The organism is Xenorhabdus innexi (assembly GCF_002632485.1).
Taxonomy (GTDB): Bacteria; Pseudomonadota; Gammaproteobacteria; order Enterobacterales; family Enterobacteriaceae; genus Xenorhabdus; species Xenorhabdus innexi.
On sequence record NZ_NIBU01000111.1, the window covers coordinates 1 to 5,862 of the forward strand.

Here is a 5,862-nt window from a genome sequence, read left to right on the forward strand (position 1 = left end):
GGTTGAAAACGCTTTTCTCCATTTGAAACGCTGGCGTGGTATAGCGACCCGTTATGCCAAAAATAGTGCATCGTTTCTTGCCGCAGTCCAAATCCGCTGTCTTGCTCTTTGGTTGAGTATTTCATGACGACACCATATAGCCATTATCGTTACCTTAATTAACGGTTGTTGGTCAGACGCCTCAGATGTGTTGTCGCACACTGGGGCGTTGTTTTTTTATGTTATGTTTCTTATGTTATGTGTTATGCCGCTCGTGAACCTGCGATCCGTTGCGCAATCCAGTGATCAATCTCTGATTCAATAAACGCGATGGAACGCGAGCCGAGTTTGATTTGTTTCGGGAATGCCCCATCGCTAATCAGTTTGTAGATCCACGCCTTGCTATAACCCGTTCTGCGCTGAACTTCGGGCAAACGAATAAGATTTTCTTTCGGTGCTGTCATTGTCATATTATTTATCTCCTGTTACCGAGTCCTTGAGCGCTCATCGTGGACGTTGTTTGATGACAGGCGGATTATTTAAAAAGCAAGATTAAATGAACAGCGTTAATTGTTTTTTCCATTTGTAAGATTTATCGTTTTATAGAAAGTATCAGCTCTCTAATTCCCTGTTGTATGAAAACCAGTCACTGTTGGAGCCTCCAACACAGTCTACAAAATCACCATTCATACGCTGTATAAAAAAAGCACTTTGTTGGCACTGCCAACAAAGTATAAAAAAGCACCGTATCTTTACGCCCTTTTCCCAAATTTTCCGATTAGGACATTTTCACCCCGTTCCAGTATCTCCATATAATCTGCATACCATTGCATCATTTCCCTGCGTCCTTCCAGATATTGGGCGTGATTGTAAGTTCCCCGGATGCTGTTCTTGTCAACATGAGCAAGCTGAGTTTCAATCCAGGCCGTGTTATAGCCTTGTTCATGTAAGATAGTACTCATTGTGTGGCGGAAGCCGTGGCCGGTTGCCCTGCCATCATAACCAATGCGTTTAATAACCTGATTAATGGCGGCCTCGCTCATCGGTTTCCCCGCATCATTACGTCCGGGGAAAACGTATTTCCCACGTCCTGTAATAGAGTGCAGTTTGATAAGAATGGCTTTAACCTGATTTGATAGCGGAACGATGTGAGGACGGCGCATTTTCATTCGCTCAGCAGGTATCTGCCAGATATCCTTATCGAAATCGAATTCAGTCCATTCTGATTCTCTCAATTCGATGGTACGCACGCCGGTAAGCATCAGTAAACGTGTAGCGGATTGAGTCACTTCGCTTCCGCTATAGCCCGCCAAAGCGATGAGGAATTCATTCATTTGGTCGGCTAAAAGGTGTGGGAAGTGTTTTTGCTTCGGTGCTTTAAGTGCGCTGGCAAGATCGGTAACAGGATTGAACTCTGCCCGTCCTGTAATCACGGCATAGGTGAAAATTTGCCGACAGGCCTGTCTGGTTTTTTTCAATTTATCCAAAACACCGCGTTGCTCCATTTTTCGGAGCACAGCCAGCATTTCGGCGGGTTTAATCTCGGTAACGGCACGTTTACCAATATACGGGAAGATATCTTTTTTCAGATATTCCAGAATGTCTTCAGCATACCCTTTTGACCAATTGGGGCGTTTATGCTCGTGCCACTCAATAGCGATGGATTCAAAACTATTGTTAACCGCAAACGCTTTGGCTGCCTTTTCAGCTTTCTTTTCCTCTATCGGATCATGACCATCCGATAGCGTCCGCCGTGCTTCGTTTCTCTTGGTTCTTGCTTCTGCGAGGGAGATATCAGGGTATACCCCTAATGCGAGTAATTTTTCTTTGCCTGCGATCCGATACTTCAACCGCCAATAGCGAGCGCCATTAGGGTTAACCAATAAATATAGTCCGCCACCATCTGCAAGTTTATAAGGTTTTTCTTTCGGCTTTGCAGTGTCCACCTGTCGGGCTGTTAGCTTCATCTGGGGGTATCTCATTTCATTGAACCTGAACGCACCCCTAAATATACCCCCATCAGATCGTGGATTTCAACCTACCTGACTGGACTAAAAAAGAACAAAAAAAGGCTAACAGTGCGTATTTGCTGGGATTTTTCGGACTTCGAAAATCCTACAGGATTCGACAATAGTAATTAATTTATTGTTTTTAAAGTATTTTATTTAGTTCAATTGGTTAACATGCCCCCTATAATGCCCCCATGTAAATTTCTTTGATTTATCAAGAAATAACCACCTTTTAAAGGATCGAGATATAAAGATAATACACAATCTGATACTTCTACTTTAATGACAAAAACAAAATCAAGTTTTTAATTCAGCTAGTGTTGATTATCACTTATTTAGGAACGGAGGTTCTTGTTTAGCAATATGCTTATAATAACGATTGTTATAATTGCAATGTGATAATTTATATTTTAAACCATTAAGATTTTAGTAAAAGTCTAATTTTGTGTTCTATGTAAAAGAAATTAAATTTTATTTCAGTTAGTGTCTTGATATTACTTTAGATAATTACTTGAATTTGAAGAAAATATTTATGACATATGCTTATGAGAACTTAAGTGCTGAACAATTTGAAAATCTGATCGTAATACTATGTCAATCTTTATTTGGAATTTCTGTTCAAGGTTTTGCTAAGGGTCCTGATGGAGGAAAAGATGCTAAATTTATAGGTGTTGCAGAACAGTTTCCAAATAAATCTCAGCCTTGGAAAGGAACTGTTATTATTCAAGCTAAACACACTAATGGGCTAAATAGAAGTTTTTCCGAATTAGATTTTTTTAGTCAATCATCTAAAAATACCATTATTGAAAAAGAAATTCCTCGAATTATAAACATGGTAAATAATAATCAATTGAATTATTATATGCTATTCTCTAACCGCAGGTTAACAGGAAACGCAGAAGAAGAAATAGTTGGGCATATCTCTCAGAGATGCAATATACCATTATCTTCAATTTATTTATGTGGCATAGAACAGCTGAATCTCTGGTTGAAGCGTTTTCCCGAAGTTGCAAAGCTAGCAGACATTGACCCAATTGACTCCCCACTTCTTGTAAGTTCAGGTGAGCTTGCCGAAGTAGTTGAAGCTTTAGCACGACAGATGAACATTATCGATAACTTATCTGATATGCCCCCTACAAAACGAACTTCTTATGAAGATAAGAATCAGATAAATGGCATGACAACCAACTATTCCCAATCTATGCTGAAAAAACATCTTAAAGATACAGCAGAAATACAGGCATTTTTAGCTGCACCTGAAAATGATAAATTTTTACAATTGTATGAAGGTGTTGCTGAGGATTTTCATTTTAAAATAATTTCTAAGAGAAGAAAACATCAATCATTTGATGAGGTTTTAGAATATTTATATGAGTTATTAATCTCTCGTGATCCTGTACTAAAGCAACATAAGCATAAGCGCCTTACTCGAACTCTGTTATTCTATATGTATTGGAATTGTGATATAGGAATGACATCATATGATTAGGCCTTCTAAACATTCTCATCCAGATCGTACAGTCATAAGTATGTCTTTATTAATGCTTACTCTTCTAAAAAATGAAAGAGTAGTTTCTTATGGTAAGCTGAGGGATTATGCAAAGAAAACTATCAACAGTGGGGAAGTGCTGTTTTTACCTGCATTGAATTTTCTTTTTTTAATGGGGTTAATTGAATATCATACAAAAATTGATTCCATAGAATACGTAGGACCCAATGAAACTATCTAAAATATACTCAAACAAATCAGACCTTTTTGAGCCTATAGAATTTGGGCCAGGCCTGAATGTTATCTTAGCTGAGATACGATTACCAGAAAATCGACTCAAGGATACTCATAACCTAGGTAAGACTACCTTAGGGAGACTAATAGATTTTGTTCTTTTATCAAAACGTGAAAAGAACTTCTTTCTTTTTAAGCATATGAATACTTTTGAGGAATTTATCTTTTTTTTAGAAATAAAAATTGATGAATTTTCTTATGTAACTATACGTAGGAGTGTAAAAGAACCATCAAAAATTTGCTTTAAAAAACACTCAGGCAGACATAAAGATTTTTCTTCCCTTTCTATTGACAAATGGGATCATAAAAATATTTCATTTGATAAAGCAAAAATCTTACTTGATGGTTTTCTTGATTGTCAGGCATTGAGTCCATGGGCATTTAGAAACATGCTTGGATATTTACTGCGTACACAAAAAGACTATTTAGATGTGTTTCAATTGAGTAAATTTTTATCTAAGCACTCTGACTGGAAACCATTTTTATCTCATGTATTAGGTTTTAATTCTGAATTAATATCTAAACTTTATAAAAAAGAAAATGACTTAAATCAGAGGAAAAAAAATAAAGATCTTCTCAAAACTGAACTTGGTGGTTCAATAGATGACATTAGTAAAATAGAAGGATTGTTATTATTAAAGCAAAAAGAATCAGAGAAAAAACAAAATTTATTAAACTCTTTTGACTTTCGCGGCTTTGATAAAGAAAAAACAATTTCCTTAGTAGATGAAATAAATTCAAAAATATCAGAATTAAACGAAAGCAGATATTACTTAAGCCAAAATAAAAAAAAGATAAAATCATCTTTGAAGCAAGGCAGTATTTTATTTAACCCAGATGAAGCGGAAATATTATTTAAAGAGGCTGGAGTGTTTTTTGAAGGGCAGATAAAGAAAGATTTTCATCAGCTTATTTCATTTAACAAGGCTATTACGGAAGAAAGAAACAAATACCTACAGGAGGAATTAACATCCATAGATATTGAACTACAAGAAATAAATAGAGAATTAAATAAACTTGGGAAAGTTAGATCCGAAAACTTATCATTCTTAAGCAGCACTGATGTTTTTGATAAATATAAAAAATACTCTGATGAAATGGTAATATTGAAAGCGGATATAACATCACTAGAAAAACAAAAACAAGTTATACATCGCCTGCAAGAGATTAGAACAGAAGTTAGAAACTTGAAAGGAGAATGTGAGCAATTGCAAGTATCAATAGAACTAGATGTTGAAAAACAAAATTCTGAATCTAACAGTCTTTTTTCATCAATCAGGCTATATTTTAGTGAGATTGTAAATAGTGTTATTGATCGTAACGCTCTTTTAAGAGTATTTCCAAACAAAGAAGGACACCTTGAGTTCAAGGCTGATATTTTAGATGAATTGGGAAATTCAACAAGCGCAGACTTGGGTTTTACTTATCGCAAACTTTTATGTATAGCATTCGACATGGCTGTACTTAGAGCCAATTCAATTCATAAATTTCCACGTTTCGTTTATCATGATGGTGTATTTGAATCACTAGATGATAGAAAAAAAGAGAATTTGTTAAAAGTAATTAGAGACTACTCTGATTTTGGATTGCAGCAAATCATAACTCTAATTGATTCTGATATGCCTCCACACGAAAATATTGGCAAAAACGCATTTAATAATGAAGAAATTGTCCTTCGTTTGCATGATGAAAACGAAAATGGAAGATTATTTAAAATGAGAACGTGGTAAGTTTATTATTATGCATTGAAATAACGACTATAATTTAAAGAAATTGGATTACTATATTTACCTAAATAGAGCACAGAATGGAAAGCAGCCATGAGTATCAAATTAATAACTGAAAATACCATTTTATCTCATGGCTTATTTTACTGATATCAAACTATTCAATAGAAGCCTTACGGGCTATCCGTTCAATAAGCTGACCATTCATATCAAAATACCGGCTAGGCCAAATTTCAGAAGGATGTATTTCAAGATAGTTAGCAATCATAGATAGGCTCTTAAGAATTAAGCCGTTCAAAACACGCATCCAATGTTTTGTTTTTACATGATTTTCTTTGTGGTGTTTTGAACGCGTTCTGGCATA

General features: G+C 35.6%; 6 protein-coding genes and 1 pseudogene. 4 read left to right on the forward strand and 3 right to left on the reverse strand.

Annotated features, from left to right (window positions below; all coding sequences use genetic code 11):
- Nucleotides 1-127: pseudogene (locus Xinn_RS19740) on the forward strand (IS5/IS1182 family transposase); the annotation flags it as partial.
- 115 nt (nucleotides 128-242) lie between these two features.
- Here Xinn_RS19740 and Xinn_RS19745 read toward each other — a convergent pair.
- Both Xinn_RS19745 and Xinn_RS19750 read right to left on the reverse strand, forming a co-directional pair.
- Nucleotides 243-449: a helix-turn-helix transcriptional regulator gene (locus Xinn_RS19745; protein ID WP_086955681.1), complete on the reverse strand. Its 207-nt coding sequence runs from the start codon at nucleotides 447-449 to the stop codon at nucleotides 243-245.
- Nucleotides 450-731: 282 nt separating this feature from the next.
- Nucleotides 732-1,946, reverse strand: a complete 1,215-nt coding sequence (locus Xinn_RS19750; protein WP_086955679.1) for a tyrosine-type recombinase/integrase — start codon at nucleotides 1,944-1,946, stop codon at nucleotides 732-734.
- Nucleotides 1,947-2,520: 574 nt separating this feature from the next.
- Here Xinn_RS19750 and Xinn_RS19755 point away from each other — a divergent pair.
- From Xinn_RS19755 to Xinn_RS19765, 3 genes are read left to right on the forward strand one after another with little or no spacing between them, the layout of a single operon-like run.
- Nucleotides 2,521-3,477 carry an ABC-three component system protein gene (locus Xinn_RS19755; protein WP_086955677.1) on the forward strand — a complete coding sequence of 319 codons (957 nt, stop codon included), beginning with the start codon at nucleotides 2,521-2,523 and terminating at the stop codon, nucleotides 3,475-3,477.
- Nucleotides 3,470-3,718, forward strand: a complete 249-nt coding sequence (locus Xinn_RS19760) for an ABC-three component system middle component 8 (protein ID WP_086955673.1) — start codon at nucleotides 3,470-3,472, stop codon at nucleotides 3,716-3,718. Before Xinn_RS19755 ends, Xinn_RS19760 begins: the two co-directional genes overlap by 8 nt.
- Nucleotides 3,705-5,501 carry a DUF2326 domain-containing protein gene (locus Xinn_RS19765; RefSeq protein WP_086955671.1) on the forward strand — a complete coding sequence of 599 codons (1,797 nt, stop codon included), beginning with the start codon at nucleotides 3,705-3,707 and terminating at the stop codon, nucleotides 5,499-5,501. The genes Xinn_RS19760 and Xinn_RS19765 overlap by 14 nt, the downstream gene beginning before the upstream one ends.
- 154 nt (nucleotides 5,502-5,655) lie before the next feature.
- On the opposite strand, the gene Xinn_RS19770 is transcribed toward Xinn_RS19765, so the two are convergent.
- Nucleotides 5,656-5,862, reverse strand: a 207-nt coding sequence (locus Xinn_RS19770; protein ID WP_211286040.1) for a helix-turn-helix domain-containing protein, incomplete at its 5' end; no start/stop codon positions are given.

Excerpts from the sequence above, each read along its gene's own strand:
- Xinn_RS19765 (WP_086955671.1), top strand. The coding sequence starts at position 3,705 with ATGAAACTATCTAAAATATACTCAAACAAATCAGACCTTTTTGAGCCT.
- Xinn_RS19755 (WP_086955677.1), top strand. The coding sequence starts at position 2,521 with ATGACATATGCTTATGAGAACTTAAGTGCTGAACAATTTGAAAATCTG.
- Xinn_RS19760 (WP_086955673.1), top strand. The coding sequence starts at position 3,470 with ATGATTAGGCCTTCTAAACATTCTCATCCAGATCGTACAGTCATAAGT.
- Xinn_RS19750 (WP_086955679.1), bottom strand. The coding sequence starts at position 1,946 with ATGAAGCTAACAGCCCGACAGGTGGACACTGCAAAGCCGAAAGAAAAA.
- Xinn_RS19745 (WP_086955681.1), bottom strand. The coding sequence starts at position 449 with ATGACAATGACAGCACCGAAAGAAAATCTTATTCGTTTGCCCGAAGTT.